At 68.4% G+C, this 26,059-nt stretch carries 21 protein-coding genes; 4 read left to right on the top strand and 17 right to left on the bottom strand.

Features of this window, described 5'->3' with window-relative positions; all coding sequences use genetic code 11:
• Positions 1–310 precede the first annotated feature (310 nt).
• A complete protein-coding gene (locus tag IEY68_RS07985) occupies positions 311–1,471 on the top strand; it encodes a transcription termination factor Rho, short form (protein WP_062996540.1) in 1,161 nt (386 codons plus the stop codon).
• A gap of 161 nt (positions 1,472–1,632) precedes the next feature.
• Here IEY68_RS07985 and IEY68_RS07980 read toward each other — a convergent pair whose 3' ends face one another.
• Positions 1,633–2,418 (bottom strand): adenylate/guanylate cyclase domain-containing protein, encoded by a 786-nt coding sequence (locus tag IEY68_RS07980; RefSeq protein ID WP_062996542.1) that lies wholly within the window; start codon positions 2,416–2,418, stop codon positions 1,633–1,635.
• A 9-nt stretch (positions 2,419–2,427) separates the two neighbouring features.
• Entirely contained in the window at positions 2,428–3,207 is a 780-nt protein-coding gene (locus IEY68_RS07975; protein WP_229718657.1) for a MerR family transcriptional regulator, read from the bottom strand.
• 237 nt (positions 3,208–3,444) lie between these two features.
• Here IEY68_RS07975 and IEY68_RS07970 point away from each other — a divergent pair, with 237 nt between their 5' ends.
• Entirely contained in the window at positions 3,445–4,806 is a 1,362-nt protein-coding gene (locus IEY68_RS07970) for a PucR family transcriptional regulator (RefSeq protein WP_189094123.1), read from the top strand.
• Positions 4,807–4,869: 63 nt separating this feature from the next.
• Here the strand turns inward: IEY68_RS07970 and IEY68_RS07965 are convergent, their stop codons facing one another.
• The 12 genes from IEY68_RS07965 to IEY68_RS07910 all read right to left on the bottom strand — a co-directional run bounded on the left by IEY68_RS07965 (position 4,870) and on the right by IEY68_RS07910 (position 18,321).
• Complete coding sequence (locus tag IEY68_RS07965; protein ID WP_062996548.1) at positions 4,870–5,769, bottom strand: alpha/beta fold hydrolase; 900 nt, start codon at positions 5,767–5,769, stop codon at positions 4,870–4,872.
• Positions 5,770–5,804: 35 nt separating this feature from the next.
• On the bottom strand, positions 5,805–6,944 hold the full coding sequence (locus IEY68_RS07960; RefSeq protein ID WP_062996550.1) for an MSMEG_0565 family glycosyltransferase: 1,140 nt from the start codon (positions 6,942–6,944) through the stop codon (positions 5,805–5,807).
• Entirely contained in the window at positions 6,944–7,795 is an 852-nt protein-coding gene (locus IEY68_RS07955; RefSeq protein ID WP_062996552.1) for a carbon-nitrogen hydrolase family protein, read from the bottom strand. The genes IEY68_RS07960 and IEY68_RS07955 overlap by 1 nt, the downstream gene beginning before the upstream one ends.
• Before the next feature lie 10 nt (positions 7,796–7,805).
• Positions 7,806–8,996, bottom strand: a complete 1,191-nt coding sequence (locus IEY68_RS07950) for an MSMEG_0569 family flavin-dependent oxidoreductase (protein WP_062996800.1) — start codon at positions 8,994–8,996, stop codon at positions 7,806–7,808.
• Between the two features lie 125 nt (positions 8,997–9,121).
• Positions 9,122–10,045, bottom strand: a complete 924-nt coding sequence (locus IEY68_RS07945) for a carbon-nitrogen hydrolase family protein (protein ID WP_062996554.1) — start codon at positions 10,043–10,045, stop codon at positions 9,122–9,124.
• Positions 10,042–11,505, bottom strand: coding sequence for an MSMEG_0567/sll0787 family protein (locus IEY68_RS07940; RefSeq protein ID WP_189094122.1), 1,464 nt, complete (start codon positions 11,503–11,505; stop codon positions 10,042–10,044). Before IEY68_RS07940 ends, IEY68_RS07945 begins: the two co-directional genes overlap by 4 nt.
• Before the next feature lies 1 nt (position 11,506).
• On the bottom strand, positions 11,507–12,565 hold the full coding sequence (locus IEY68_RS07935; protein WP_062996556.1) for an MSMEG_0568 family radical SAM protein: 1,059 nt from the start codon (positions 12,563–12,565) through the stop codon (positions 11,507–11,509).
• 10 nt (positions 12,566–12,575) lie between these two features.
• Complete coding sequence (locus IEY68_RS07930; RefSeq protein ID WP_062996558.1) at positions 12,576–13,121, bottom strand: MSMEG_0572/Sll0783 family nitrogen starvation response protein; 546 nt, start codon at positions 13,119–13,121, stop codon at positions 12,576–12,578.
• 414 nt (positions 13,122–13,535) lie between these two features.
• Complete coding sequence (locus tag IEY68_RS07925; protein ID WP_062996560.1) at positions 13,536–14,939, bottom strand: MATE family efflux transporter; 1,404 nt, start codon at positions 14,937–14,939, stop codon at positions 13,536–13,538.
• 3 nt (positions 14,940–14,942) lie between these two features.
• Entirely contained in the window at positions 14,943–16,010 is a 1,068-nt protein-coding gene (locus tag IEY68_RS07920; RefSeq protein WP_062996562.1) for a PLP-dependent cysteine synthase family protein, read from the bottom strand.
• Positions 16,007–17,353 carry a type III PLP-dependent enzyme domain-containing protein gene (locus IEY68_RS07915; RefSeq protein WP_062996564.1) on the bottom strand — a complete coding sequence of 449 codons (1,347 nt, stop codon included), beginning with the start codon at positions 17,351–17,353 and terminating at the stop codon, positions 16,007–16,009. Before IEY68_RS07915 ends, IEY68_RS07920 begins: the two co-directional genes overlap by 4 nt.
• Positions 17,344–18,321 carry an ornithine cyclodeaminase family protein gene (locus tag IEY68_RS07910; RefSeq protein WP_062996566.1) on the bottom strand — a complete coding sequence of 326 codons (978 nt, stop codon included), beginning with the start codon at positions 18,319–18,321 and terminating at the stop codon, positions 17,344–17,346. Before IEY68_RS07910 ends, IEY68_RS07915 begins: the two co-directional genes overlap by 10 nt.
• A 305-nt stretch (positions 18,322–18,626) precedes the next feature.
• Here IEY68_RS07910 and IEY68_RS07905 point away from each other — a divergent pair, with 305 nt between their 5' ends.
• Positions 18,627–22,502 (top strand): DUF6531 domain-containing protein, encoded by a 3,876-nt coding sequence (locus IEY68_RS07905; protein ID WP_189094121.1) that lies wholly within the window; start codon positions 18,627–18,629, stop codon positions 22,500–22,502.
• A gap of 2 nt (positions 22,503–22,504) precedes the next feature.
• A complete protein-coding gene (locus IEY68_RS07900; RefSeq protein ID WP_062996570.1) occupies positions 22,505–22,870 on the top strand; it encodes a hypothetical protein in 366 nt (121 codons plus the stop codon).
• A 53-nt stretch (positions 22,871–22,923) separates the two neighbouring features.
• On the opposite strand, the gene IEY68_RS07895 is transcribed toward IEY68_RS07900, so the two are convergent.
• Genes IEY68_RS07895 through IEY68_RS07885 form a run of 3 tightly spaced genes read right to left on the bottom strand, consistent with a single transcriptional unit; the run spans position 22,924 to position 26,059 of the window.
• Positions 22,924–24,150 (bottom strand): glycosyltransferase, encoded by a 1,227-nt coding sequence (locus IEY68_RS07895; RefSeq protein ID WP_189094120.1) that lies wholly within the window; start codon positions 24,148–24,150, stop codon positions 22,924–22,926.
• On the bottom strand, positions 24,147–25,478 hold the full coding sequence (locus IEY68_RS07890; protein WP_229718680.1) for a glutamate-1-semialdehyde 2,1-aminomutase: 1,332 nt from the start codon (positions 25,476–25,478) through the stop codon (positions 24,147–24,149). The genes IEY68_RS07895 and IEY68_RS07890 overlap by 4 nt, the downstream gene beginning before the upstream one ends.
• Before the next feature lie 20 nt (positions 25,479–25,498).
• Complete coding sequence (locus IEY68_RS07885; protein WP_189094119.1) at positions 25,499–26,059, bottom strand: YdcF family protein; 561 nt, start codon at positions 26,057–26,059, stop codon at positions 25,499–25,501.

Genomic DNA, 26,059 nt, shown 5'->3' with positions numbered 1-26,059 from the left:
CGAGGACGGGGCGAAGGCTCGGTGAGGGCGCATGCCGGCCACTTCGCGGATTCGCGTGTGAGCAGTGGAACAATCGGGCACGGTTGCGTGTTCTTCCCAGTGACGCTACCGTTGGTCCCGTCTTCACCTTGTGGATGTAGGTGTCAGTTCCCTCCCACGAGGATCATCGTTCACCTCGGCGGCCCGGCCGCCGCGGATTTCGTGCTCGTCCCGGACCGTTCCGGCGCAACAACGTGTGCGGCGAGCGTCCGTTCCCATCGGCAGCCCCCATCGGCCTGCCGAATCCACAACTTCCTCCCGAGGAGGAGCCATGCAGAACAACACTGTCCACGATCAGGACACCGCAACCGCGATCGACCCGGCGACGCCCGTCGCCGGAATCCTCGATATCGAAGGCAATCGTGCCACGTTACGAGTCGACGGCTACCTGCCCGGGCCACGCGATGCCCGCGTTCCGTCCCGGCTGCTGCACCGGTACGGACTCCGCCGCGGCGATACCCTTACCGGCACAGTCGGACCCGGTCGTGACGGCGGCGCGACGGTATCGCTGGCCGGAGTCGACACCGTCAACGGTGTGCCGGCCGGTACCGCCGGTCCGCGACCGCATTTCGCCGATCTGGTCCCGCTCTACCCGCAGGACCGCCTGGTCCTGGAAACCGAACCGCACGAGCTGACCACCCGGATCACCGATTTGGTCATGCCGATCGGCAAGGGCCAGCGCGCGCTGGTGGTCGCACCGCCCAAAGCGGGCAAGACCTCGGTACTGGCATCCATCGCCCACGGTATCGCCAAGAACCATCCCGAATGTCAGTTGATGCTCGTCCTGGTCGGCGAACGCCCGGAAGAGGTCACCGACCTGTCCCGTGCGGTGCCCGCCGAGATCGCCGCCGCGACCTTCGACCAACCTGCCCGCGAACATATCGCGCTCGCGGAATTGGCCATCGAACGTGCCAAACGGCTCGTCGAATCGGGACGCGATGTGGTCGTACTCCTGGACTCGCTGACCCGGTTGGCCCGCGCCTACAACCTGGCCGCCACCGGGTCCGGCCGCGTCCTCTCCGGCGGCGTGGACGCGGCGGCGCTCGCCCCGCCCAAGAAATTCCTCGGTGCCGCCCGCAATATCGAGAACGGCGGTTCGCTCACCATCATCGCCACGGCCCTGGTCGAGACCGGATCGCTCGCCGACACCGTCATCTTCGAGGAGTACAAGGGCACCGGAAACGCCGAACTGAAACTCGACCGCCATCTCGCCGACCGCCGCCTGTTCCCCGCGATCGATATCGACCGGTCGAGCACCCGCAAAGAGGAACTGCTGCTGTCCCCGGGCGAACTCACCGCCACCCGATCCTTCCGGAAAACCCTCGCGGGCCGTGACCCCCAGCAGGCGCTCGAGCTGCTGCGGACCGGTCTCCGTCAGACCTCCACAAACTTCGAATTCCTGTCCCAGATCCGCGCCGCGGGCCAGGAATAGGCGATGTCACCGGGGCAGCCCGGGTCGCTGTCCCCGGCGGTGCTGCGGCGGGCGCCGATGAGGGCGCCCGCCCGTGGGTCCGAAGTCGGCCCGAGCGGCTCGGCCGGTGGATGTCGATGCGACGGCGGTCCGATGTGGGAGATGTTCGCGGAGAGCTTGTTTCAGTTCCGATCCGCGACAGTGTAGAGCTGATAGGTGCCGCTGAAACCCTTCAGTTCGGCTTCGCGCGCGGCGGTGACGGTGATATCGGGCCGACCGGCCACTGCGTCGCGTACCTCCTCGCTGACGAGGATCTCTCCACCGTGTGCCTGGCCGGCCACGCGGGCGGCCATGGCCACATTCCGTCCGAAGAGGTCGTCACCGCGGCGAACCGATCTGCCCGAGTGGATACCGATACGCACGCGCACCCGGGCGACAGGTGCGGCGACGGTGCCGATGGCACCCTGCACCCGCAGGCCGCAGCGCACCGCCTGCTCGGCGTCACCGAACGCGATCATGAAACCGTCGCCCTGGCTCTTCACGATATGCCCACCGTGCCCGGCGACGAGTCTGCGGATCAGCCGGTCGTGGCGGCCGAGCAGAGCGACCCACGCGCGATCGCCCAGCCGCTCGTTGAGCGCGGTGGATCCTTCGATATCGGAGAACGCGATCACGACATCACCTCCGGCGGTGAGCCGTGCCAGATCGGGTCTTTCGACCTGGGCCCATCCGGCCAGGTCTTCGATCGAGCTGAGTACGGCCGCGCGCAAACCCTTGCGGCGCACCAGGCTCGCGGTCTGCCAGACGGTTCTCACCGCTTCGCGGCCGCCGTTCATCAGCAACTGCCGGGTGTCCGGTCGGCTCTGTAGCTCGGCGAGTTCGTGACGGCTGTGTACCAGCAACCGCCACAGCACGATCAGGCCGGCAGCTTCGGATACGGCGATTGCCGCGAGTAGGTATGCGATCATCACCGGGGCCTATCGAGAGGCAGTGTCGTCGTCGCCGGGCGCCGGGTCCGCGCTGGTGGCCTGGCTCAACTGCTGGGAGACTTCGGGCAGGTCCGCGTGGATGCGGCGGTCCATGGCCCGGGCGAGGAGTTCGTCGGCGACCAGGCGGACCGCCGGGCGGAGTTCGGTGAGCGTACCGGCGAGGTCGTGTAATCGCTCGGGGGAGGGGTTTTCCAGGACCTGGTTGACCAGGTTTACCCGGAATTCCCGGACGAACGCGTAGGCCATCCGGTCGAAGGCCGCCTCCAGTTCCCAGCTCAACGCGAGTATCGAGCGCAGCGGGAGACCCACGGCGACGAACGCGGTGGCGGCCTCGAGCAGCCGGCCACTGGAATAGACGAAACGGTCCTCCTCGATGCGGAGGTAACCCAGGGCGATCGCTTCGGCGATGGCCTGCGGGGTCGCCTGTTCGCCGAAGCGGGTCAGCATCTCGGCGAAATCGATATCGACTTCTCCGTCACCCCACGCCACCGCGGCCGCGGTTTCGAATCCCAGTAGTTCCGAGACCCCGCCGCCGTGCTCGGCACTGGTCAGCAGGTCGGCGATACCTTCGAGGCTGTGGCCGCGCGCGAGCAGATCGGCGACGAGCTTCAGCCGCTCGAGGTGGGTGTGGTTGTAGAAGGCGTGCCTGCCCTGCCGCCGCGGGGGTTCGAGCAGGCCGCGTTCCTGGTAGTAGCGCACTGTCCGCACCGCGACGCCGGCGGCCTCGGCCAGTTCGGCGACCCGGTACTCCTGTGTTCGTGGCGTCATCATCGTCCTCCCGCTCACCGGTTCGCGAGCCGAATCACGGCAAGCTTAACCACACTGTCTCAGTAGATGCTGATTCGAACACGGAACTCGAGGGGTACATCTGTCGTCGATGCGCGGTCGGCACGCCTTCATTGTGGGCCAACTCACCATCGGTTACAGTTTTTACTGATATGGACGGCCTGCCCAGCCGGGCGCACAGAGGCCCGTGCATAGGCAGCAAGGAGGTCGAGGTCAGTGTTGACGAGCAGCTCTCACGCTATTCCAGAACTGGAGATCGCCGGGATGCCCGCGGTGACCCATCTACGCCGAACCCACCGACTATCCCAGCAGTTACTGGACCACCTGGCGGGTGACAACGGTGCCGAGCCGGCCGCGACGATGCCGTGCGGCGTGGTGCGCCGCGAAGCCGCCGAGGTGGTGGCCGGTTGCCTGGAGCTGGTAGCGGCGGCGTTGCAGGGTCGTGCGGTGGGCGATGTGCCCGAGCGGCTGCACAGCAGGATCGAGGACTGGGCCGCGGAGGGAGTGGCACTGGAGGCCGTCCAGCACGCCACCCACCTCGGGTTCCGGTTCGTGCTGGAACTGCTCGCCGGCCGGGCCCACGGTGCCGACGGTCCGATGATGGTGGCCGCGGGTCAGCGCCTGGCCGAGGTTCTGGATCGCATCATCACCGGCTTCACCCGGGCCTACCTGCGCGAGCTCCGGGCCAACACGGCCGCGCGTCACGCGGGTGCCGAAGCGCTGGCCGCCGCGCTGATCGCGGGGGCCGGCACCGCGGAGACGGCGCGTGAGAACGGTTTCCGGAACGCGGATTCCTATGCGGTGCTGGCCCTCGCCCTCCCCGGCGCGGCGCACGACGCCGCCGATGCCGGATACGACCGCACGGGTGCCCGCCGCCGGCTGCGCCGGTTGCGCACCGAACTCTGCGTCGGCGGCGATATGCCGCCCGCCCGGCTCAGTGAAGCCGGTGGCACCGTCCTCGTCCCCCGGTACCGAGACGACGACGTCGCGGTCACCCGGCTGTTCGAGCGGCTGCGGGTCGCGGCCCGCAGCCCATTGCTTGCCACCGTCGTGCATGCTCGCCGCGAGGAGATCCCCGACGCCACCCGGCGTGCGCACGAATTGCTCGACCTCGCCCAGCGTCTGCACCGGCCGGCCCGGCTGTACCGGCTGGCCGATCTGGCGGTGGAGTACCAGATAACCCGGCCAGGCCCGGCCCGGCGGCGGCTGGCGACGGCACTGGACCCGTTGCTGTCCCAGCCCGAACTGCTGCACACCCTCGCTACGCATCTGGCCAACGACCGCAACCGTCAGCTCACCGCCCGCGCGCTCTACATCCATGCCAACACCCTCGACTACCGGTTGCGCCGCATCGCCCATCACACCGGTCTGGATCCCGCCCACGCCGATGATCTGTGGCATCTGCAAGCCGCCCTTGTCGCCAACGCCTACGAAACCGACCCGGCGGTCGGCGGCCCGATCGTGGTTCCGGTGGAACAGGAGAGCGCGAAGCATCCCGGCCCGGCCGGTGCGGATCCGGCAGGCCCCGATCAGCGGGCGCGCGAACTGCTCGCCGAGGCCGCCGGGGTGGGAATCGGATAGCCTCGTCCTCCGTGTGTGCCCGGCGCGGCCGCAGCGGGCCGAACACGTTCCCGGCGCGACGTCTCAGCCGGCTCCGCCGGTGCGCGCGAGGATGATCGCGGCCAGTTCGGCCGGGCGTTCCTCCGGAATCCAGTGGGTGGCGTCCAGAATTTCGTGGCCGAACGGACCGGTCACGTACTCGGCGGTCAGTTCGGCGCCGCGACGGGCCATGAAGACATCCCGGGTGCTCGATACATGCGTCGTCGGAGCGCTGACCTTCTGCCCGGCCCGCCGCCGGTCGACGATCGGCATCGCCCGATACCAGTTCAGGGCGTAGCTCAGCGCACCGCTGTCGACGATATCGCGGCGCACCCGATCGAACTGCTCTTCGTCGAGCCCCGACAGGGCGGCCGCACGCCGTCGCAGACCCGGCCGGCCGGCCGGACCGGCCGCGCGGAACGCAGCGGAGATCACCGCCTCGGGGATCCAGGGCAACTGGAACAGAGCCATATAGCAGGTGCGGAAGGCCTGGCTACTGCTCACCAGGGACCGCGCGAAAGCCATCGGATGCGGAACCGATACCGAGGTGAGCGTCCGCACCAGATCCGGGCGTTGTGCCGCGGTGGCCCAGGCGACGGTGGATCCCCAATCGTGCCCGACGAGATGGACGGGCCCGTCACCGAGCGCGGTGATCAGCGCCGTCGTATCACCGACCAGCGCGCTGATCCGGTAGGCGAAACGCCCGCGGGGACGTGCGCCGGGCGAGTACCCGCGCTGCACGGGAGCGATGGTGCGGTAACCGGATTCGTGCAGGAACGGGGTCAGCCGCGACCACTGCGTGGCGGTCTGGGGAAACCCGTGCAACAGTACGATCGGCGTGCCGTCGAGCGGGCCCTCGTCGATCACATCGAAGGTGAGATCGTCGTTGACGAACGAGGTCAACCGGTTCCGCGTGTACCGCCCGGGCGGTGTATCGGCCTGCATGGTGAAACGCTACGACACATCGCCCCATACCGCCCTCAGACCCGGACGCGAGGCGGTGCCGAAGGCCTCGCGAAATTCTTCGACCTCGACAGATGGTGCTGGTAGCAAGCCCGGTGGGCGAGTGCCGCACGTTCCCAATCGAATCGCGCCGCCAGGGCCGCCCCGTAGGTGATGCGGTGTGGATCCGGGTGTAGCGCACGGGCCAGACCCGCCGCCATCTCGGCGGGAGTCGTGGCGTAGCGGACGGCGTCGCCGAAGACTTCGCGCAGCACCGGGAGGTCGCGCGCGACAACCGGTACACCGGCGGCGAGCGCCTCCATCGCGGCCAGGCCGAACCCCTCTTTGGTGGAGAAGAACGGAACCGCGGCCGCGCCGGCCATCAGTGCGGGTAGTTCCGTATGTGCGACGGTAGGCAGCACGGTCGGCCGGATGCCGAGCTCGGCGGCCCGGGCATCGAAGTGGAGACGGTAGTCGCGGTAGTCGAACAGCGTTTCGCCACCGGCGAAGACGAGGCGCAGCCGGGGTTCCTCGCGCCGGAACAGCGCGAATGCCTCGAGCAGATCGATACTGCCCTTGCGGGGTTCGATACCGCCGACTGCCAGAACGTACCGTCCGAGCCGCCGCTGCCAGGCGGATCGGGCGTCGGCCGCACCGGCAGTATTACCGGCGGCGTGGGCGAAGCGGTCGTATTCGACCCCGTTGGGGATCACCGAGGCGCGCAATCCCCACCCGGCTCGGATCTCGCCGGCGACGGCCTCCGATACGCAGACGAGACCATAGGGCTCGACGATCGCGCGTTCGTGGCAGCGGGCGAGTTCGGGTGTGGTGAACGTATCGAGGTGGTGGACGGTGCGCAGGCAGGGCCCGGCGGCGTTGGCGCTGAGGCAGTCCTGGGCGTGCACGATGTCGTAGTGGCCGGGGGTGAACGCGGCCCGCAGTACATCGATGGAACGCAGGATGCGGTGACCCACCGGCTCGCCGTCTGTACTCGCGAACGGCACGACGCGCACCGTGACCGCGGGGTCGACCGGCCGGAAGAAGGCAGCGTCACCGCCGCGTCCCAGCGTCCACACGGTCACCGATTCACCGAGTGCGGCCAGGGCTTCGGCGAGGTTCAGCGTGTGCACGACACCGCCGCGGGGTTTCGTGGAATAGGTCAGCAAAGCGATGCGCATCAGCGTCCGCCCTTATCTGTCAGCAGATTGTGATAGGCGTGCACGCGGCGTTCCTCGAGGTGGCGCAGTACCCGGCGCGCGCGATCGACCTCGGCATCGATATCGATATCGGTGACCGCGAGACCGCCCTTGGACCAGGTTTTGGCGAGGATGTCACCACCCGGTCCGACTACCTTGGCCTGGCCGAGGAAGCGCAGGCTACCGGTGATCCCCGTCTGGTTGGAAGAGGCGAGCACGACCTGGTTCTCGGCCGCCCGTGCCTGGTCGTAGAGGTCGAACAGGCGGGCCTGACGGTCGTTGGGCATGCGGGAGGCGCGGTCGGTGACACTGGCGGGCCAGGCCGAGAGCGCGGCGAGCGTGCGTGCGCCGTCGAGTGCGAGGGCGCGCGCCGATTCGGGGAAGGTCTTGTCGTAGTCGATGAGCATCCCGATCCGGCCCACCGGGGTGTCGAAGGCGGTGAAGCGGTCGCCCGCGGCGTAGGCGAGGTGTTCGCCCGCCGGCTGGTGCACCTTGCGGTGGCGGCCCAGCACCCCGTCGCCGGAGAGGCATACCGCGGCGTTGTACCGGGTCGTACCGGCGCGTTCGGCGTAACCGACGCAGACGGTCATCGCCCCGGCCAGGCGACACAGCAGCCGGATCTCGGGACCGTCGGGATCGATGGCCTCCGGTGCGGTCGCCGGATCCGGGTTGCGGAGGTCGCCGATATAGCCGCCGAGAGTGGCGTCGGGCAGCACGAGCAGATCGACGCCGTCGGCAGCGAGCCGCTCCACGATGCCGCTGATCTTGTCCATCGATCGTGCGATATCCGCACCGAAATGTGCTGCCACGGCGGCGATTCTGGTGACTGCCATATCGGCGTGCTCAGGCCGCGGCGGTTTCGCGGGCCGTGCGGCGGATCCGGTCGGCGAGATATTCGGCGTCGCGCGCCACGGCGGCGAAACGCCCGGAACCCCAGGTGTGCAACCAGGGCAGCCCCAGGAAATAGAGACCGTCCGTACCGGTGACGCCGCGATTGTGGCAGGGATGTCCTTCCCCGTCGAATACTCCGACGCGTAACCACCGGTAGTCGGTCCGGAAACCCACCGCCCACACCAGCGAAGTGATGCCCAGCGCCACGGGGTCGAGGACGGTGGTCTCGTGATCGGGCCGCCACACCGGTTGGTAGCGCGGTTCGATGGGCGCGTCGACCGCCGCACGAGCGATATAGGCGTCGATCGAGTCCTTGATCCCCTCGGCCACCGCATCGGCGGCGTCGAGAGATTTCTCCAGCGAGGGCTCGAAGAGAAAAGATCCGTCCCGGACGTCGACCATCCGGCCGTACAGGGCCATCCCCTCCAGTGCGAATCGGCGGAGATCGATATCGCGGCCACCGTCGCGTCCGGTGACGTAGTGGTTGGTGTTCTCACGCTTTCCGAGGCCGCCGGGCTGGTTCTCGATGGGGAGGTCGTAGTGGCCCATGTCCTGGAGCCAGGCCACACAATCGCGCCCCCGGTAGAAGCGGGCCACCCGGGGGGCGCTCCCGACCGCCAGGTGTACTTCCCGGCCGGCCAGATGGAGATCTTCGGCGATCTGGGCGCCGGATTGCCCGGTGCCCACGACGAATACGCCGCCTTCGGGCAGGTCTGCGGCGTTGCGGTACTCGGCGGAGTGCAGTTGCCGGATGCCGGCGGGTAACCGCTCGGCGAAACGTGGAACGGTAGGCGTGTGGTAGCCGCCGGCCGCGACCACCACCTGATCGGCATGCAGGCGCCCCGCAGTCGTTTCGATGTCGAACCCACCGGCTGCCGCGGCGGTGACCGCGGTGACCGCGATATGTTCGCGGACCGGGGGCGCGAAGGTGTCCGCGTAGGCGCGGACCCACGCGTAGACCTCCTCGCGTGTCATGAATCCATCCGGGTCCGGCCCGTCGTAACGATAACCGGGGAGCGCGCACTGCCAGTTCGGTGTGACGAGCGTGAAGTTGTCCCAGCGGGTATCACGCCATTCGTGGGCGATGGTGTCGCGTTCGAAGACGATATGGTCGATACCGCGATCGGTGAGCTGCCGGCTCATGGACAGGCCGGCCTGCCCCGCACCGATCACCACGACGTCGTGGTGCGGTATCGGTCCGATCGGCTCGGGCTGCGGGTTCACGGTTCTCCTCCGGAGTGGTTCGGGGGCGGATATCGAAGGTCATCTCAGGCATGGGTCGCCGCCAGTTCCCCGGGAAGCGCGGGGCGGCCGACGACACCGTGCCGCGCTACGACGCGGTCGTAGACTTCGGGCCGCCGATCACGCAGGTTGTACATTCCGCCGCCGCGCGCCGCGTCGAGGGCCTGCCCGATATCGACGGTCGCGGTGGCGAGTCCGGGTTCGGTGCCGGTGCTCGCGAGAACCTCCCCGCCGGGACCGACGATTTTGGCGCTGCACACGAAGCGCAGCGAGCCGAAGGTGCCGGCCTGGTTGGACGCGATCCACACCACCTGGTTCTCCACCGCGCGAGCGCGATCGTAGATATCGAAGCGCTGGGTCCACCGGTCGTCCTCGAGGCGTTCGGCGGTGGCGGTACGGGAGGTGGGCCAGGCCGAGAGCGAGGTGATGATCTCCGCGCCGTCGAGTGCCAGGGCCCGGGCGGCTTCCGGGAAGGCCTTGTCGTAGCAGATCTGCATACCCATCCGGCCGACCGGAGTGTCGAAGGCGCGGTACTCCGACCCCGCGGCGTAGCAGAGGTTCTCCCCGAGGGGCTGGTGGACCTTGCGGTAGGAGCCCAGGATGCCGTCACCGGTGAGGGTTACCGCGGTGTTGTAGCGGATATCGCCGTCGGCTTCACAGAATCCGAGGGTGATTACGAGATCCCCGGCCAGGGCCGCGATCCGGCCCAGTTCGGGTCCGTCGAGCCCGAGCGCGGGCGGCAGGCTTCGCAGGCGGCGCTGTCTGGCTTCCTCGGATTCGGTTCCGCCGCCCAGGCTGGGCAGATACCCGCCGAGGCAGGCTTCCGGCAGGACGAGCAGCCGGCTGCCCCGGGCGCGGGCGCGTTCGATCAGATCCGCGACAGTATGGAAACAGCGTTCCATATCGCGGCCGAATTCGGCCGCGGCTACAGACATGGTGAGTTCGGTCATGAGTGTCCCAATCCGGTGACGGTGCCGGGCACCGCTGTGGTGGTGGTTCCGTCCGGCCAGCGCAGCAGCACCCCTGGCGTTGCGGTCAGTACTCCGCACACCGCCGAGGTGGCCGGTCCCGTGGCGGCTATCGGTGCCCCGGCGCGATCGGTCGTCAACATGGCGAATCCGGGGAAGCAGGTGAGCCAGTCGGCGAGGGCGACCCGGTCGGGCCGGGGCAGGCGCGCGATATCCAGCTCGACCCCTGTTCCGGACGCCTCGGCGAGCATTCCGGCTGTACCGGCGATCCCCGCCATGCTCACATCCTTCGCTGCCGCGGGTCCGGTGTCCGCGACGAACCGGCCCATGGCCCGCAGCTCCGGTGCCGCCCTGTGTGACGACGAATCCCACTGTTGCCCGCGGTATCCGGGCCGCCAGCCACCACCGAGATCAGCGGTCAGCCGCACCTCGTGCCCGGCTCTGCCTCCCCCGCCGCGCACCGGCCGGTGCGTGCGTCCCAGCGCCGTGACCGAGAGGGCGGCCGGTCCCAGCTGCGTGTGCCCGCCCAGCACCGGGACGTCCCAGATCTCGCTCGCCCGGGCGAGACCGCGCAGGATCCGGGTCAGCGACGAGCGGGTGGGGGCAGCGACGGAGTCCAGCAACCCGACCGGCTGCGCGCCCATGGCCGCGAGATCGTTGAGGTTCACCAGCACCGAACACCATCCGGCCCATTCGGGGTCGCGTTGCACCATCGACGGGATGATGGCATCACACGCCGCGACCAGATCGCTGCCGGGCACGGGAGCGCCGTCGTCACCGTGGAATCCGGGGCCGCCCAGTGTCATCGGCGCGGAGCCGAGGGTGCGCAGCAGCGGACCGAGCATCGCCTTGGCCGACCGTGCGAGCCGTTCGATCCGATCGATGGGCCAGCGCATTCTCGTGTGCGGCACGCCGCCGATCCGGGTCTCACCGGTCCGGATCCAGCCCAGGTGCGTGAACATCGGCGCGTGCCGCTGCTGGACGGTGGCCTCGAAGCGCAGGGCGTTCGTGTCCTCGGCGTAGGCGCATGCGGCCCGGACCAGGGCGTTGCCCACACCGCGGGTGCGCCGGTGGCGGTCCACGACCAATCTGCTGCCGGTCCACCAGCCCAGATCCTCGGTGGTGGCGGGGGCGAGGCGGACGCCACCGAGGACCGTGCCGACCGGGGCGACCGCGACCAGTACCACCGTGCGCGGGTCGTCGTCGATATCGTCGGCGTCGGAGCTGTCGAACAAGTGCTGTTCGACGACGAAGTTCTCCCGCCGGAGCCTGCGGTACGCGGCGAGTTGCCGTGCGTCGGCGGTCCTGATCAGGAACCCGTGCGCCGGTGGCGCCGGCGATGGATATCCGGACAGGACACAGTGATCCGGAGCGGGCGCCGCGGAGAGTGGTGATCCGATCGGCCAGGAGCGCGGTACGGACAGCGTATCGGGTGTGCTCATCTCAGGCTCCCGTGGTCTGTAGCACGCTGCACGCCCCGCACGCCGCGCATCCGGCCTTCTGCCCGGATCCGAACATCTCGGCCGCGCGGAGTTCCGCGGCGACCCGCCGGGTCACATCCTCGAGGTGCTGCGCAGACGGTGCCTGTGCGCCGTCGACGTCCACGGCCAGGGTTCCGTTCAGCGGCCGGAACGGGACGACGAACGGGTAAACTCCCATCTCGATCAGTTCCCGGGCGCCCGAGACCAGTTCGTCGGGATCTTCCCCGAGGCCCACCAGCAGATAGGTGGACACCTGATTGCGACCGAATACGCGCACCGCCTCCGACCACGCCGCGCGGTACTCGGCCAGCGGGACGGTCGATTTGCCCGGCATCCACCGGGCGCGTACCCGGTCGTCGAGCGATTCCACGTGGATCCCGATCGAATCCGCACCGGCCTCGCGTAGTTCGCGGAGAGTACCGAGGTCGCCCGGCGGTTCACACTGCACCTGGATCGGCAGGCCGGGTACGGCCGCCTTCACGGCCCGGACACAGCGGGCCAGGTGCCGCGCACCGCGGTCCCGGCCCGCGGAGGTACCTGTGGTCATCACCATCTGGCGGACCCCGTCGAGCCGGACCGCAGCGGCCGCGACCTCGGCCAGCTGCCCGGGACGTTTCACCGCCACGGTGTCTCCGGCTGTCAGCGATGCCTCGATGGCGCAGAAGCGGCAGCGCTGGTCCTCGGTATACCGGACACATGTCTGCACCACTGTCGTGGCCAGCACATCCGCGCCGTGCAACCGGGCGATCCGGTCGTAGGCGATCCCGTCGGCCGTGCGCAGATCGTAGAAGCGGGGTCGCCGGACCGGCTCCACCGAGACCCCGGCGTCGGAGCCTTCGAACAACAATCGGTTTCCACGCACCGTGTACGGGCTGTCGGACCGGATGGGGACGGCAGCGCCGGCGCCCCCGAACAGCATATGACCGTCATCGCTGGGACCGGCCCCGGCTCGGCGCTGCACCGGCGCGTCGACGCGGATGCCGAGTAGCGCGAGGTCTACTCGGGTGGATACCTCGGTCATCGTGGTGGGCCTAGACCTGGTAGGTGGAATTGATGATGGCGCCCTTGCGGGCGTAGTGGATGAGCGCGTCCTGCACATCCAGCGGGTGCGCGGGGACGACTCCCTCGATGAGGTCTTCTTCGCGGGCGCCGTGCAGGGCGAGTCCGAACCGGCACGCGAATACAGTGCCACCCTCTTTTATGAAGGTGGCGAGCGCGTCGTTGATGTTCTGCTCACCGGGGAAACCGCTGTCGCCGGTGAGTGGGAAACCGCGGTTGGCGATGCAGTTGATCGCGCCGGGGCCGTAGAAGTAGAGGGCGGATTCGAAACCCTTGCGCAGCGCCCGGGTGGCCTGCAGGACGGCCACGAAACTCACCGACGACTCGTGCGCGATGCCGTGGACGAGGGTGAAATAGGTTTCCCCGGCCTCGGCCCGGTAGTCGGGAAAGATCTTGGTGGACCCGTAGATATCGGTGCCTTTGGGCAGCGCCGGATGCGGGATCTCGGCCAGGGATTTCGCGATGTTCTCCTCGATGGCCTTATCGATATCGGACGTCGCCTCGGCGGGTGCGGACATGATCGGTCTCCTGCGAACGGGTCGGGTGGGGATCGGTGGAACGGGGGAGACTGCTCAGTGGAGGAGCGGTTCACCGATGAATCAAGTTGACGCCCGAATCGTTTCCGATTGGTCACGTCCGGAAGAAGACGGAATATCCGGATGTTAACGGTGCTGATTGTTGTGCTCGGCGCTGGAAATTGCTGGGGTGCAACTAGATCCGCGTCTCGCGAGTGAATCGCCGGGTTCGCGCGAGCGGGTGGGATCGGGTGCGGTGTAATCGTCTCCCTGGGATTTCTCGTCCGCCGTTAACACCGACCGGTTGTGTGGTACTCGGTGTCGTAACCTCGGCGAAATCGAGGACCGCCGAATCGCGGGGTGGACGCCGTGCCGCTGGATGGTGGGCGGGACGATGCGCGACCCGGCGGCACCGGATCAGCTCCGGCCCGCCAGTTCCGCTCCGGCGATCTCGTCCCGGAGTCCGCGCCGGAACCTGCGCAGGACCAGTAGGGCTGTCGCGGCGAAGCCGAGGCAGAGGCCCAGCCAGATTCCGGGGCCGTGCAGGCCGATCCCGAAGCCGAACAGCACCATCGCGGGAACGCCGATCGCGAAGTACCCGATGAGGGTGCTCTGCATTCCGGCCCGGGTGTTCCCGATCCCGCGCAGCAGGCCGATGCACAGGTTCTGCGAACCTTTGCAGTACTGCTGGACGATCGCGAACCAGAGCAGTGCCGAGGCGGCCGCGATCACCGCGGTGTCGTCGTGGTGCGAGCCGAGGAAGGGGGCGAGTACGAGGTGCGGCGCCAGCACGTAGAGCAGTCCGATCGCCGTCATGAAGGTGAAACCGATGACGAAGGTACGGCGCGCGATGGCCGCTACCGCGCCCCGGTCGCCCTGGGCCACCGTACGGCTGACCAGGATCGATGAGCCCTGGGACAGACCGATATTGACCTGGTAGACGATATAGGCGAGTTGATTGACGATATTGCTCGCGGCCAGCGCGACCGGGCCGAACCCGCCCATCAGTACGGTCGCGATCGAGGTGATCGCGGCTTCCGCGCCGTAGGTCAGCGAGATCGGTGTCCCCATTCGCACGATCCGCGCGACAGTGGACCGATCGGCCTGCCAGGCGCGGAGCGACAGCAGGGCGCCGAGCACCGGATCACGCCGGACACTGCTCAGATAGGCGCCGAAGGTCCAGCACTGGACCAGGGTGGTGGCAAGTCCGATACCTGCGAGTCCCAGTTTCGGGAACCCGAACCAGCCGAACACGAACAACGCGTCGAGCAGCGCGTTGACCCCTACCGACCAGAGTGTGACCCGCAGCAGTGATCCCGCCCGGCGCATCCCCACCGCGAATTGCCGCAGCACGTTCAGCCACAGCATCGGCACCAGACCGGGAGCGAGCATCCAGATGACCGGGCGGGCCAGATCGAGGACGGCGGCGTCCTGGCCCATCCAGCGCAGGGCGTAACCGAGTGCGATCAGCGCGAGCGCTCCTGTTGCGGCGGTCGTCGTGGCGACGAACAGGGCGGCGCGCAGGTAGGCGCGGATCTCGGTGCGCGCCTCGTCATCGAGTTCTAGTGTTCCGGTGCGTTTCTCACCCCGACCGGCTGCCGCGGCGACCAGATTCCCGACGCCGGTGACCATACCGACGCACATGGTGCGCAGCTGGTTGTACAGCAGCAGGGCGAGCCCGCCGGCTGCGACGGCGGCCACACCGAGAAACCCCATCATGGCCAGATCGACGGTGGTCAACGCTACCTGGGCGAGCTGGATTCCGGCGATCGGCGCGGCGAGGGCGAGGATCGCGCGGTAGTCGCGCCACTGAAACGTCATGCGTCAGGCTCCCGTTCGTTCGAGATCGAGGGCCGCGAGTCGCAGGGATTCGTCGTAGGCCCGGAACAGCCGCACGATGCGCTGCTCGGTCGCCCGGTCGTAGAGACCGCGAGCGACCAGCCAGTCCTCGTCGTAGACCGAATCGAGGTACTTCTCGCCCGCGTCGCACACCAGCACCACCACGGTGCTGCCGGCCGGGAATCGCACCAGTCTGCGCAGCGCCACATGGACGGCCGCGCCCGCGGTGCCGCCGATCAGGATGCCGGTGCGGCGCGCGGCCACCCGTGCCGTCGCGAAGGCCTCGATATCGCCGACGCGAAAGTCCTCGTCGATCACTTCGTATTTCACATTGCGGCCCACCGGGAAACCCGCCGGGCTGCCCGCCCCGGTCTGCCGATATGGACCCGGGTCACCGCCGAAGATGATGGAGCCCGCCGGTTCCACGCCGATGGCACAGACCCCGGAACCGAGCCGGCGCAGCTCTTCGACCGTGCCGCACAGTGATCCGCCGGTGCCCACCGCGCCGACGAGGTAGTCGATATCGGTCGCCAGATCCTTGCGCAGTTCCGCGGCGAGATCCCGGTAGCCGGCATTGTTGTGCGGATTGTTGTGCTGGTCGGGCTGATAGGCGCCGCTGGTCGCCGCGATCTCGGCGGCGATGTTCCGGCGCCGGACGCTGCTGGGGCCGCCGCGCCCGTCGCTGTCCACCGTGACCAGTCGCGCACCCATCGCCTTCATCGCGCGCAGTTTGTCCTTCGCGGCGTGGTCGTCGACCACGGCGGTGAAGGTGTAGCCGCGTTCGAGGGCGATGAGTGCCAGCCCGGTTCCGGTATTGCCGGAGGTGGGTTCCACGATATGGCCGCCGGGTGCGAGCTCACCGCTGTGCTCGGCCCGCAGCACCATTTCCCGGGCCATACGCACTTTGGCCGAGCCGGTCGGATTGAACTGTTCGAGTTTGAGCAGCAGCCTGCTACCGGACCCGGTGCGCACCAGTTCGAGCAAGGGCGTGGCGCCGATCAATTCGGACGCGTATCGCACGATGTTCTCGCCACCGAGTGGCGGGGCGGTCATCGGTCGATTCTCCATTGCCAGCGGCCCTCCACTCCGGTGACCACGATCTTCGGCGGCAGTGGGAGCTGATGGAATTCGCTCTCGTTCTTGTCCATCTGATAGCCGGCGGTATTCGGGTACAGCAGCAGGTCACCCGGCCGCGGCCGTTGCGGCATAACCACTTTGCGCCAGGTGAGGACGTCGTATTCCATACAGCTGGCACCGCCCACGCAGGTGGCGACCGGATGGGGATCCGGATCGGCGGTACGCGGAATCAGGATCGGGTCGGGCAGGAACTCGCTGCCCTTCCACTGCTCGGACACACTCATGCTCAGCCCGTGTGCGGTGGTGATGCCGTAGTCGGCATGCTGTTTGAACCCGAGCACCGGGAACACGGTGAAACCGGAATCGATGAGTAGCGCGCGTCCGGGTTCGAGGAACAGTGCGATATCAGCGGCGTGTAACCGCTCGGCCAGTGTCCGGCCCCGGAATTCCTCGTTCAGGACTGCCTCGAGCATGGCCGCACCGGTCGGCTGCTGCGCGTAGGGGTAGAACTTCTCGAACCGTTTGCCCGCGTGGAACCAGTCGTCGCGGTGGTTCCGGGTGAAGTCGGCCCAGTCCTCGTCCCGGACGTAGCGGCAGGCGAAACCGCCGCCGATGGAGATCGCGGATACCGGCAGCCCCTGGTCACGTGTCCGCGCGCACAATTCGATCAGGTCGTGCGCCAGTTCGGCACGGGGCGCGGCCTCGTAGCCGTCGAGATGGAACGAGAATCCGGTCAGTTCGAGGTGCTCGCGCAGTTCGGCGCAGCGGACGACGGCTCGCTCCAGATCGGCGTCCGCCGAACCGAAGCGGCTGTGCGGTGCGTTCGGCGGCAATCGGCGCAACAGGATTCGTAACCGGCCGGCCGACCGGGCGATTGTGCCGGCCCGTTCCAGCTCGTCCAGCGCGTCGATGGCGACGAGGCAGTCGTGGCGCGCGGCCAGACGGAGCAGCGCATCGGTTTTCGCCGCGCCTGTCACCCCGATATCGCGGCCGCGGACACCGTGTGCGAGCGCGTGCACGAGTTCCGGCTCGGAGGCCACGTCCACCCCGGCGTCGAGATCGGCCGCGGCGGTCAGCCAGCAGCCCGCCTTGTTCGCCTTCTTTCCGTAGTAGACCCGGCCGCGAATCCCGCGCCGCGCCAGCACTTCCTGGAACGCGGTGAGGTTGGTGGCGAACTGTGGGGGATGGACCACATGGAAGGGCCCGCCGACCGCGTGGTGGATATCGAAGAGCAGTTGCCGGTCGGCACGTACCGCGCGTTGCCAGTCGGGTTCGAGCGCGCGCAGGACGGGGAGTTCGGTGAGGGCGGTCAGGTCCACAGTCGCACCTGCTGTCCACGACCGGCCGCCACAGCTCTGGTCGCCAGGGCGTGGGCCACCGGGATATCGGTGATGATCATTCCGCTGGAGAAGGCGAAAACGCGGTCGGCCGGATCCCGCCGGCCCGGAGCGCGGCCCGCCACGATATCGGGGAGTTCGGCGTCGATGACGAGTTCACCGTCGTGGCCCGCCAGGCGTGTTCCGGTGACTCCCAGCTGTCCGGTGCTGGTCGCGATCGTGTAGTCCGCGGCGCGCAGCGCGCCGCTCTCGACCCCTTTGCTCGCCACCGAGATCAGCAGACCGCCCGGGCGCAGCCATTCGGTGCGCACCTTCGGATGCGCCGCGCGCCCCGAGGCCACGACCACGATATCGGATTCGGCGATCGCGGCGGGAACATCGTCGACGAGTTCGAGTTCCCGGTCGGGGAACCACCGGCGCAATGCCGCCCGGCTCTCGGCGATTCCGTCGGGGTGGGTGCCGTACAGGCGTAGCCGTTCGAGGCCGGGTAATGCGGTGAGCAGGTAGGGGAGTGTGTTGCGGCCCTGGATACCGGTACCGATCATCAAGACGCTCGCGGCTCCGTCGGGCGCGGCGTGTTTCGCGGTGATCGCGGTGGTGGCCGGAGTCCGCGCGGCGCCGACCCGCTGGCAGTCCATCAGCGCGAACGGCAATCCGGTCGTATCGTCGTAGAGGCTGATGGTGGTGTAGTACTTCTCCGCGCTGGTGCTGCCTTGCCGGTAGGAGGTCTTGAAGCCGAGGTGCTCGAGCGAGCCGTCGTAGCCGAGCATGGAGTACGAGACCGCGTCACGTTCGGTATCCGGCAGCGGCAGCATGAGTTTCACCGGGCAGCGGGATTCGCCGCGGGCGAATGCCAGATACCCCTCCTCGACGAGTTCGATGACCTCCTCCGGGGTGATATCGATATCGGCCAGATCGGTGCGGGTGAGGATGTGCAGGGCATTGCTCATGGAACTCCGATGTCGTGCGGTCCGAGCGTAGGTCGATCGGCGGTTTCTGGTGTAAAGCGTTGTGGCAGAGGGGTGTCGGTGCCTTTCGGATTGGTATGCCGAACATGGTAAGTCAAAGATAACGACAATCATTATCGTTTGGGTCGTGATGTGGAACACGTAGGGCGCCCTGGGTGACGCCTTCCGGGCTTCTCCGGCCGCTGGTCGGATCGATCACCTGTAGATACCAAGATATGCGCATCTAGCCATTCATCTCATGGTGGCGCCGTGCGATGATGCCAACGGCCGGGAGGAGGGAGAGGGTCGTGTTCGTATCGAGAGCATTAGTTCTCGCCGGCTCTCGGCTGTCGGATATCGCCGAGAATATTGCGAGGGGGTGGGGCCGTCGTTCGCCGAATCACGAGGGGGCGCTCGACAGGGCAGTGAAAACCCTTCTCGATGCCCAGGTTCGTGGCGAACAGACGATTCGTGGCGCCGCGCCGGCCGCGTCGATCGATTTTCCGCGCGGACCGCGAACGGCAGCCCGGGTCGGCCAGTGGCGTGACACCGGCCGGGCCCACGCCGACCGCGGGCTCGCTCGTGCGGCACTGACGAATCGCTCCGAGACGAATCGCACCGCGGATCAAGTGACCGTCTGCAACGACCCGGTGGATGTCGCCACCGGTGAATTCGTACTCCCGGACACCGATCTGCGGCTACCCGGCGTGCTGCCGCTGGTGCTGCGGCGGCGGCATCGGTCGGGCTATCGGTTCGGGCGGTGGTTCGGCCCGTCCTGGTCGGCGACACTCGATATGCGCGTCGTCGTGGAGGTCGCCACCGTGACCTTCGTCGGCGAAGACGGCCTCCTGCTGGTGTATCCGCATCCGGAGCAGGGCCGGCCGGTGTTTCCCGGCAACGGCGGACCGCGGTGGCCGCTGGAGGCGGTTGAGAGCGGCGGATATCTCGTGACCGACCCGGATCGTGAACTGATATGGCATTTCACCGTACGCGAACCGGGCACCGTCGACCGCCGGTGCGGCGGCTATGCCCTCTCCGCCCTCACCGACCGCTACCGTAACCGGATTTCGTTCCATTACGACGGCGAGGGGGTTCCGGTCGGCGTCGACCATTCCGGCGGCTACCGGGTACGCATCGATTGCGAACACGGCCGGGTGGTCGCGCTCCGTGTACTCGGGTCGGACGACAACGAAAGCGGTTCTACGGTCCGGGAATTCGGATATCACGCCGAACAGCTGGAGACGGTCCGCAACGGAGTGGGCGCAGTTACGCACTACACCTACGACTCCGAGCACCGGATGACGTCGTGGACCGATTCCAACGGCAACCGGATGTGTAATACCTACGATACGTCCGGCCGGGTCATAGCCCAGCGGGGCAGCGCGGGGGTGCTCGATGCCGGCTTCGAGTACTCCGCCGACCCGGAGAGCGGAGTTCGCCGTACCGTCCATATCGATTCCGCCGGTGCGGCGACGGAATACGTACTGGATCGCGAGTACCGGTTGTGCGAGTACATCGATCCCGTCGGCGGACGGACCCGCACCGAATTCGCCGACGACCGGCGCCCGGTCCGGGTGATCGCCGCGGATGGTGCCGTGACCACCTATCGGTACAACCCGGACGGCGATATGGTCGAGGTCGTCGGTCCGGACGGGCGACCTGTCCGGATCTCCTATACGGCCCGGCGGCGGGTGGCCGCTGTCGCCGACGCCGACGGTGTGTCCCATACCCAGGAGTGGGACGACTCGGGCACGATTTCGGCGGTGACCGTGCCGGGCGGAACGCGGACCGAGTACAGCCATCACCCCTGCGGTGCGGTCGCCACCGTCACCGAATCCACCGGTGCGATCACCCGCCTCGAGGTCGATCCGACGGGGCTCCCCGTCCGAGTCACCGACGCCCACGGCGTGGTCACGACCATCGCGCGCGATCATCTGGGCCGCCCGGTCGTCGTCACCGACGGCCTCGGCGGTGTCACGGCCTACACCTGGTCCGGCGACGACCGTCTCATCGGACGTACCGATCCCGATGGCTACGGCGAGGCCTGGGAGTTCGATGGTGAAGGCAACCTGCTCGCGCACACCGACCGCGCGGGCGGCCGGACCCGGTACACCTACGGTGCGTTCGATCTGGTGAGCAGCCGTACCGGCCCGGACGGCGCCACCACCCGCTACGCCTGGGATACGCAGCGCCGGCTCGTCGGCGTCACCAGCCCGCTCGGTGACACCTGGCACTACACCTACGACCGGGCGGGCCGGTGTACCGGTGAGACCGATTACGCCGGAGCGCTCACCCGCTACAGCCATGACCCGTGCGGCCGGATCGCGACCGTGACACCCGCGACCGGCGTCACCCGCACCCACACCTATGACGTCCTCGGTCGTCCGATCGCGGTGATCGCCGAAACCGGGGAATGGCTGCGCTACAGCTACGACACCGCGGGGCGGATGACGACCGCGGTTACCGGTGTCGCCGAGCTCGCGACACATACCCTCCGATTCACCCACGCCGCGAACGGGCAGCCGGTCACTCAGCAGGTGGACGACCGCCCGCCGAGCGTCTTCGAATACGACCGGCACGGTCGTCGCGTCTCGTACACCGCACCCAGCGGGACGGTCACCACATGGCAGTACGATCCGGCCGATCGGATCACGGCGATGCAACACAGTGGCCGGCGTCTGGACTTCACCCATGACCGGCTCGGGCGCCCCACCGGCTGGCGGACCGGCGAACTCACGGTCGGCGGCGTCTTCTCCCCGGTCGGCCATATGGTCGCCCAGACCGTCGGAACCGTTCCCGCTGGACCGGACACCCGCCCAGCGATCCGCCGTGACGACTATGTCTGGCGTGCGGACGGGTATCCCCTCGCACAGACGACCGTGGAAGACGGAGGGACACAGGTTCGCCGCGAGTACGCACTCGACGAGATCGGACGGATCACCAGCATCGCCAGCGGTGAGCGGGTCGTCGAGCGTTACAGCTACGACCGGCTCGGCAACATCTTGTCCGGCGGCGCGGCGGACCGGGTGACCTCGACGGAGAAATCCGCTCCGGCGATCCGCTCGGACGGGCGTCACCGCCGTGAGTACCGCAACAACGTGCTCGTCCGGCGCGGCCGTACGCGATTCCACTACGACGACAGCGGCCGGCTGATTCGCAGCACCACGAGGCGACCCTCCCGTCCACCGGAGATCCGGCACTATCGATACAACGCGTTCGACCAGCTCACCGAGCTGCGGACATCGAGCGGCGAGCGCTGGCGCTACACCTACGACGCGCTCGGACGGCGGGCGGCGAAGCAGCGGCTTTCCGACGACGGAGTGGCGGTCGAACAAACGGACTACACCTGGGACGGCAGCCGGCTGACGGAACAGGCCGACCGGCACACCACCACCCACTGGTCGTATCGGCCGGGCACCCATATCCCGCTCACCCAAACCGTCGACCAGAACGGTGTCGACCGGGAATTCTTGGCCATCGTGACCGACCTCGTCGGGACACCGATCCGGCTGCTCACCGAATCCGGGCAGGTCGCCGCGAGCGCTGCCGTCACCCTGTGGGGTGAGACAACCTGGACGGGGAGCACCCAGACGCTCCTGCGGTACCCCGGACAGCAGTACGACCCGGAGAGCGGTCTGCACTACAACCTGCACCGCACCTACGATCCCGCCACCGGTCGGTATCTCACCCGGGATCCGCTGGGACTGGGTCCGGCGCCGAACCCGGTCACCTATCCGCACAACCCCATCACCTGGTGCGACCCGCTGGGGCTGGTACCCAAAGAATGCGAGCCGGATCGTACACACCGTGACTTCGCGCACGGTACCTCGGCAGATCACGCCGAGTACATCCAGATGTACGGTCTGAATCAGCAGGTGGCCGTCACGGCCTCACGTCGCGGGTCGATGGGCCGGCCCGGATCGTTCTTCACTCACGAAGTGGACGGCGATCGATCGCCGGGCTTCCAGGCCGCCTACGAATGGGGTCTGCGGCACAGCCAGTACTCTTCGTCCACAGTGCTGGTGGGACGGCTGCCGGAGTCGACCTATCAGGAGCTGGTCGAGAAGGGATTGGTAACCGTGCGGCCGGTCGGGCGCGGTGTACCGGACGAAACCATCTTCGCTCCGGGTTCGTTCGCCGTTCTGACAGCTCAGATGGAATGGATCGCGAGAGTGACTCCCTGACAATGACAGAAGAACCACCCGGCTATTCCGCCGCGCACCTGCGCCCCACGGTATGGGGTACCCGCGCGGAACTCGACAACGGACAATGGGAGACGGTGTGGCGTCTCACCTTCGCGACGCCTCAGCCGCGTCGGTCGGTGCCGATCCACGTGGACGAGAAGTCCGGATTCCGCGCGATACTGGAGACGAACGGGGGGACCCGTGGCGACCTGCGGGTATCGACCCGGGGCGACGCCATGTCGGCGGCCTACTATCCGCTCACCTTCACCAGCTTCGCGATCGTCAACGATTCGGTCGCGGAGATACGGGAGATCCAGGGGCGGCCCCGGGACTGGTACGCGCCTTTCCGTGACCGGATCGGTGAGTAGGGCCGGAACACGGCGGGTTCGCGGTAGCCGTCCCGGACCCGCTGTGCGGCGATTCAGTTTCCGAGCATATGGGCGACGGTCTCGGCCATCCGGGCGCGGAACACCTCGGGACCGAACGACTCCGCGTGATCGCGGATCCGGAGTGGATCGAGACCGGTGGTGGACGGGTCGCGTAGGGCGGCCGCGAAACCGTCGACTACTTGCTCGTCGGAACCGGCCGCGATATGGGCGCCGCTGAGACCGGGCACCACCGTGTCCAGGGCACCGCCCGCACCGACGGCCAGAACGGGCGCTCCGCAGGCCATCGCCTCCACCGGCACGATCCCGAAATCCTCCACTCCGGGCATCAGCAGGGCGCGGCAGCGGCGGTACATATCGGCCAGCACTTCGTCGGGCGCGGCACCCAGGAAGGTGGTCTCCGGACCCGCGAGGGCCTCGAGCCGGCGGCGGTACCGGCCGTCGCCGACCACCACCAGGCGCAGGCCCGCCCGTTGGGCGGCGCGGATGGCCAGGTCGGGGCGTTTGTACGGGACCAAACGGCCGGCGAACAGCAGGAAATTTTCGCGTGGCACTGTGGGATCGGTGGCGAAGCGGTCCAGGCGCACCGGGGGGTTGACGACCGTCGCGGGCAGACCCCACCAGTCCCGGACACGGTCGGCCACCGCGCGTGAATTCGCGACCACCGCGGTGAGGTGCGGTGCCGCGGTGATCTCGGTGCGGCGGGCCAGGCCGCCGAGGACAGTGAGGGCGGCGCGCCCGGCGGGGCCGCTCGCCTCCTGGGCACGGAAGGCAGGGTCCCAGGCCCAGCGGGCCGGGCTGTGCACATAGGCGATCACCGGAGCGTCGGTGGCGAACACCGCCTGTGTCGCGAAGGCGTGATGACTCACGACCACCGCGTCGAAACCGTCACGCAGGGGGAGCCGGCGCAGGGCGCGGGGGACCAGTGGCAGTAGCGGTGCGTGCGAACGCCGGCCGGTCGCGGTGTAGGCGCGGGAGAGCCAGGTCCCGGAGACGGTGTCCCAGGGCGGGTGCGCGATCGCCGGAGCGGCGGCGGGATCGACGATCGGCGCGAACACCCGCGATTGCGGCCAGGTGCGGGCCAGTTCCCCGACGACTGCCTCGGAGCCGCCGTATTCGGTGAACCGCTCGTGCACGATCGCCAGGCGCAGTCGTGCCGCCGCGGTCGTCGCGCTCGGCGTTCCGGCCGGTTCGGCGGTCGCCGGAGAGCGCCCGGTGATCCGGTGGGCGGAGTGTTCCGGGTTCCGGGCGTGCGTGGTCATCGCACAGCCTCCTCGACGAGACGGCGGGGCGCCGCGTGGGCGCGCAGAGCGGGGGCCACCGGACGCCCCTCGAGCAGGCCCGCGACCGTGCCCTGTTCGAGGGCTCGCCGGTAGACGGCGGCGGCGCCGCGGCAGGCCTCGATGGTGTGGTCGATATCGCGGTCGGTATGGGCTGCCGAGGTGACGAACGATTGTCCGAGGACGCCGCGGCGCAACAGTTCCTGGAGGAACAGGGTGCGGAACTCCTGAGACGGGTCGCCGTCCGGATCCAGTGTCAGGAACAGCAGGCACGAAGGTCGGCCGGCGATGCGGAGGTGGTCGCCGATACCGAGTTCGGCGGTGATCTCCTCGATTCCGGCCCGCAGCCGACGACCTGCGTGTTCCATCCGGCCCACCGGATCGGTGGTGGCGTAGGCGTGCACCACGGCCCGGAAGGCGGCCAGTGCACCGGTTTCCGGGCCGTGGGTGGTGGACAGCAGGAACACCCGGGCGTCGTCGGTCCGCAACCCACCCAGTTCGAGGTACTCGCGGCGCCCGGCGAGGGCGGCGATGGGGAAACCGTTACCCATCGCCTTGCCCCAGCACGACAGATCCGGCACCACCCCGTACACCTGCTGCGCACCACCGGCCGCCCACCGGAATCCGGTGATCATCTCGTCGAATACCAGCAGTGTCCCGAAGCGATCGCACAGCTCGCGGACCCCGGTCAGATAGCCGGGCGGCGGCTCGTGCAGTGCGGTCGCGGCCTCCATGACCACACAGGCGACCGCCCGCCCGGCCAGGGCTTGTTCCAGCGCGGGCAGGTCCCCGTAGGGGAAGGAGACGGTCGGCTGACGGGGGATACCGGCCGACATCGCGGTTGTCCCGATGAACCAGTCGTCGACGGAGAAGAAGGGTTGTGCGCAGACGGCCACGGTGACCCGGCCGGTCACCGCGCGTGCCAGCCGGACGGCGGCGGTGGTGGCATCGGAGCCGTTCTTCGCGAATTTCACCATCTCCGCACCCGGCACGAGATCCAGGAAGTCCTCGGCGGCAGCCAGTTCCGACACTGTGGGCCGGGAGAAGTTCACGCCGTCGGCGATGGCGGCGGCGACGGCGTCGACGACCGGTCGGTAACCGTGCCCGAGCGTCACCGAGCGCAGACCTATGCCGTATTCGACGAATTCGTTACCGTCGCAATCGGTGACGCGGCAGCCGTGTCCGCGCACCAATACCGGCGCCATATGCTCGGGATACTGATCGGATCCGCGGGCATAGGTGTGCGCGCCGCCGGGCACCAGTTCGTGCAACCGCGCCTGGGCGCGGTCACTGCGGCCGAAATCGGTGATCACACTCGCTCCTTCGCGGCTCAACAGCCGGACTCGGTGAAAGCCTTCAGGTATCCGGCGGTCTGCCGCACGTACATCCACGTCCGGAACACCGAGTCGGTACGGCTCGGGCTGGCGACCATGGTGAGTTCGCCGTCGAAGCAGCGACCGACGATATAGCGGGCCCGGGAGATATGCGGAGTGAAGGTGACGACGATGATGTGCCGCCAGCCGTTGGCCGCGGCCGATCGGCGTATCTCCTGGGCCTCCCCGCGGGTGGTCCACGGGCGCGGTTCGAAACAGGTCACCCGGAACGGGTACGGGGTATGGCAATAGCGGTCCATCCGCGGATCGTCGAGTCCGGTGGACGCGGAGATCAGCAGCTCCGGCGCCCAGTGTCGGCGGACCAGTTCGAGCCCGATATCGAACCGTTCGTACGGGGTACCGCCGAGTACCACGACGGCGTCCGCGGGACGCAACGGATCCAGCTGGGGCCGGACGAACACGGGCCAGCCCGCCACGGTCGCGAGCGTGATCAGGACGAGCGCGGCGGCCGCCGATCGCCACAGCCGCCGGTGCGCGCCGGAAATATTCGCCGTCAT

The sequence above is a fragment of the Nocardia jinanensis genome, assembly GCF_014645735.1.
Classification (GTDB): domain Bacteria; phylum Actinomycetota; class Actinomycetes; order Mycobacteriales; family Mycobacteriaceae; genus Nocardia; species Nocardia jinanensis.
This window is presented reverse-complemented; position numbering and strand designations above follow the sequence as displayed.

What these genes read in the sequence shown, in the direction of transcription:
- IEY68_RS07985 (WP_062996540.1), top strand. Translation starts at nt 311, where the DNA reads ATGCAGAACAACACTGTCCACGATCAGGACACCGCAACCGCGATCGAC.
- IEY68_RS07980 (WP_062996542.1), bottom strand. Translation starts at nt 2,418, where the DNA reads ATGATCGCATACCTACTCGCGGCAATCGCCGTATCCGAAGCTGCCGGC.
- IEY68_RS07975 (WP_229718657.1), bottom strand. Translation starts at nt 3,207, where the DNA reads ATGACGCCACGAACACAGGAGTACCGGGTCGCCGAACTGGCCGAGGCC.
- IEY68_RS07965 (WP_062996548.1), bottom strand. Translation starts at nt 5,769, where the DNA reads ATGCAGGCCGATACACCGCCCGGGCGGTACACGCGGAACCGGTTGACC.
- IEY68_RS07960 (WP_062996550.1), bottom strand. Translation starts at nt 6,944, where the DNA reads ATGCGCATCGCTTTGCTGACCTATTCCACGAAACCCCGCGGCGGTGTC.
- IEY68_RS07955 (WP_062996552.1), bottom strand. Translation starts at nt 7,795, where the DNA reads ATGGCAGTCACCAGAATCGCCGCCGTGGCAGCACATTTCGGTGCGGAT.
- IEY68_RS07950 (WP_062996800.1), bottom strand. Translation starts at nt 8,996, where the DNA reads ATGAGCCGGCAGCTCACCGATCGCGGTATCGACCATATCGTCTTCGAA.
- IEY68_RS07945 (WP_062996554.1), bottom strand. Translation starts at nt 10,045, where the DNA reads ATGACCGAACTCACCATGTCTGTAGCCGCGGCCGAATTCGGCCGCGAT.
- IEY68_RS07940 (WP_189094122.1), bottom strand. Translation starts at nt 11,505, where the DNA reads ATGAGCACACCCGATACGCTGTCCGTACCGCGCTCCTGGCCGATCGGA.
- IEY68_RS07935 (WP_062996556.1), bottom strand. Translation starts at nt 12,565, where the DNA reads ATGACCGAGGTATCCACCCGAGTAGACCTCGCGCTACTCGGCATCCGC.
- IEY68_RS07930 (WP_062996558.1), bottom strand. Translation starts at nt 13,121, where the DNA reads ATGTCCGCACCCGCCGAGGCGACGTCCGATATCGATAAGGCCATCGAG.
- IEY68_RS07925 (WP_062996560.1), bottom strand. Translation starts at nt 14,939, where the DNA reads ATGACGTTTCAGTGGCGCGACTACCGCGCGATCCTCGCCCTCGCCGCG.
- IEY68_RS07920 (WP_062996562.1), bottom strand. Translation starts at nt 16,010, where the DNA reads ATGACCGCCCCGCCACTCGGTGGCGAGAACATCGTGCGATACGCGTCC.
- IEY68_RS07910 (WP_062996566.1), bottom strand. Translation starts at nt 18,321, where the DNA reads ATGAGCAATGCCCTGCACATCCTCACCCGCACCGATCTGGCCGATATC.
- IEY68_RS07900 (WP_062996570.1), top strand. Translation starts at nt 22,505, where the DNA reads ATGACAGAAGAACCACCCGGCTATTCCGCCGCGCACCTGCGCCCCACG.
- IEY68_RS07895 (WP_189094120.1), bottom strand. Translation starts at nt 24,150, where the DNA reads ATGACCACGCACGCCCGGAACCCGGAACACTCCGCCCACCGGATCACC.
- IEY68_RS07885 (WP_189094119.1), bottom strand. Translation starts at nt 26,059, where the DNA reads ATGACGGCGAATATTTCCGGCGCGCACCGGCGGCTGTGGCGATCGGCG.